General features: G+C 53.4%; 2 protein-coding genes. Both read right to left on the bottom strand.

From position 1 onward, the window contains the following. Positions 1 to 157 precede the first annotated feature (157 nt). Positions 158 to 487 carry a hypothetical protein gene (locus tag ABMB67_RS23305; protein WP_354573475.1) on the bottom strand — a complete coding sequence of 110 codons (330 nt, stop codon included), beginning with the start codon at positions 485 to 487 and terminating at the stop codon, positions 158 to 160. Further along, on the bottom strand, positions 487 to 2,502 hold a 2,016-nt coding region (locus ABMB67_RS23300; RefSeq protein WP_354573474.1), incomplete at its 5' end, for a tape measure protein. The genes ABMB67_RS23305 and ABMB67_RS23300, both read right to left, overlap by 1 nt.

The following is a 2,502-nucleotide window of genomic DNA, read 5'->3' as shown; positions in this document are numbered from 1 at the left end:
ACGACGTGAGCCGGCACAAAGTTAGGCGGCCCGTTTTCCGGAAGCCCGGCCGCGATCCTTTCCACCTTCAACTTTTCCGCGCGTTCCTTTAGCTCCTCGAGTTTTTCCGTTATATTGTCGATGTTTACCACCCCCGTAAAATTAAAGAAGGACGCCGTTAAGCGCCCCCGTACGTTACCAATCGGTCGATCACGACATACTGCGTCCCTATCGATGTCGCATACGCTAGTAAGATAACGCGATCCCCCGGTCTAAGCTCGTTAGATCCCGTCACTCTCTCGGCCACCGCGCAATCATCCGGATCTAATATTCGGTCTACTCCATCCTCTTTTATGCGAAGATCCGGCGGTCTTGACGTTACAGTGCCAAATCGAACTTCAACGTCAGTATTACGGCCGATTTCACGAATAAGCGGTACGAGGTTATTATGTGATCCTCCTTCCGCTCGAAATGTTCTGACGCCGCCGTTTAGATCGTATCTCCTCATTAAACTCCTCCCTCCCACTCAGTTTTGAGCTTTCTAAATAACGCTCCGGCCACCGCATCAATATCGCTTTCTTTCCGCACGTTCATCGTTCCCACGGTTACACTAACAGTAGGAGCTCCACCGCCGCCACCATTCCGGTAGGACTCGGCTTCTTCCCTCGGCAGTACCGTTTCTCCTTTATGCAACCGCGCAACGTAACCGTCATATGGGACGCGTTCTAGTCCGTGGTAATGCGATCCAGCTACGCGTCCGCCAGTTACACGATTGACTAGGTTTCCTGCGCCACTAATGACGTTAGATACTGCTTCCGGCATTTTGAATTTTCCGAGGAGCCCCGTGAAATCAGACCACGCCGACTTTGCACGTCCTAAAAACGATAGCAGCGGATCAAAGAAGTTACTCACGGCTGTTTTGGCCCGATCCATCGCGTTAGATACCGACGCTCTTGCCCGGTTAAACACGTTCTGGAACAACGTTTGGATTCTAGCGCCAAATGATCGAACCACTCCGACAATACGTCCGACGAACCACAATTGTACGAGGTTCCACAGGCCCGTTACAGCCCCCGTTAGGATCTGCTTCACGCCGGCCCATACTCCGGCCCAATCTCCGGTGAAGAGCGAGCTAAACGTCTTAATAAGCCCGAGGATAATGTCGAGCGCTCCGCTGATTACGCCTTTAATATTGCCCCATACCGATTGTACAATTGTCGCGATAATCGGTAGCGTTACCATAAAAACTCCCCGCAGGAAGTTTCCAACATTTTGAACAGCGGCTACAATCTGCGCTCCATTCTCCGACCAAAACGCGCCCATTTTAGACGCGATTCCGCCGACAAACGACGCGATCCCCCCGAAGGCTTGCATAATGTACGGCAGGATCAGCTTTGTCCGCTCGACTATATCCTTTGCGAGTACAGTAGCGAGAGGCCATATCGCTGACACAAACGACTGGATTCCGCTAACCGCCGACTCGAAACCTGACTTAATCGTCGTCCCTAAATCGGAAAGAAACGAGAGAGCGCCTTTAAGTTTATCTCCTTTATCGAGCATCCCCTCAATTGAATCGCCTGACCAGCGTACCGCGTCGGTTAAATTCTCAAAATGGCCTCCGATGTGACCGAATAATCCAGCCCACGGCTTTATGAAGTCGCTCACCCTTTGGCCGACAGCGCTGAACACGTCCATAACCTTTTGCCCGCCGTCTGTCACCGTGGATAGCGCCGTTACGATTGGCGACGCGAACATCCCTCCGATTGATATGAGATCCGGCAGTCGCGAAAATGTATCGCCGAACCATGCCATAAAGTCCTGGATATACGGCTTTACCGGTTCCATAATCGTCGCCATCGTGGAACTGATCGACGACTTGAGACTATCGACCGATCCCGTCCATGTGTCCTTTGTGCGTTCCATGATACCGGCCATAGCTGCGGTGGCCCCGGCAATGCCGTCCGTCCCGTTTTGCATCCCGTCGACTAGCATCTCGATCCCTTGCACGGAGTCATACATGCCCGCGGATATATCCTTTTTGATCTGCTCGACTGACTTGCCCGTCTGATTGGCGAGGATCTTCAACGCGGGAATACCGGCATCCATCAGCCGATTGACCTCACCGAGCGATAACGTACCGGCCACCTGCATCGCGCCGAATGCGCTCGCTATCTGACGCAGACCCTCCGATCCTTTACCGGACGCAGCCGCAGAATCCCCGATTGCCTGCATCGTTGGGATAATGCGCTCAGTATCCATCCCAAACGCTACGAGGTTACGCGCCGTCTCCGCTAAGTCCGGAAAGGCAAACGGTGTCGTCTTTGCGAATGCTAGAACGTCGTCGAGGAATGCGTTAGCCTCCGACGCGTCGCCCATCATGACTTCAAGCGAGACTTGTGCGTTCTCGATCGCGGACAGTCGGGCCATACCGGTATTTGCGAGAGCTGCTCCGGACAATAGTCCGAGAGCACTTGCGTATTGACCGACCGTGCCGATCGCCGAGTTAAACGGAGCGATGATGCT

The sequence above is a fragment of the Halalkalibacter oceani genome (genome assembly GCF_040544555.1).
Classification (GTDB): Bacteria; Bacillota; Bacilli; order Bacillales; family Bacillaceae_D; genus Halalkalibacter; species Halalkalibacter oceani.
The sequence above is the reverse complement of the archived record's forward strand: the minus strand, read 5'-3'. Positions and strand labels throughout refer to the sequence as shown.

What these genes read in the sequence shown, in the direction of transcription:
- ABMB67_RS23305 (WP_354573475.1), bottom strand. Translation starts at nt 487, where the DNA reads ATGAGGAGATACGATCTAAACGGCGGCGTCAGAACATTTCGAGCGGAA.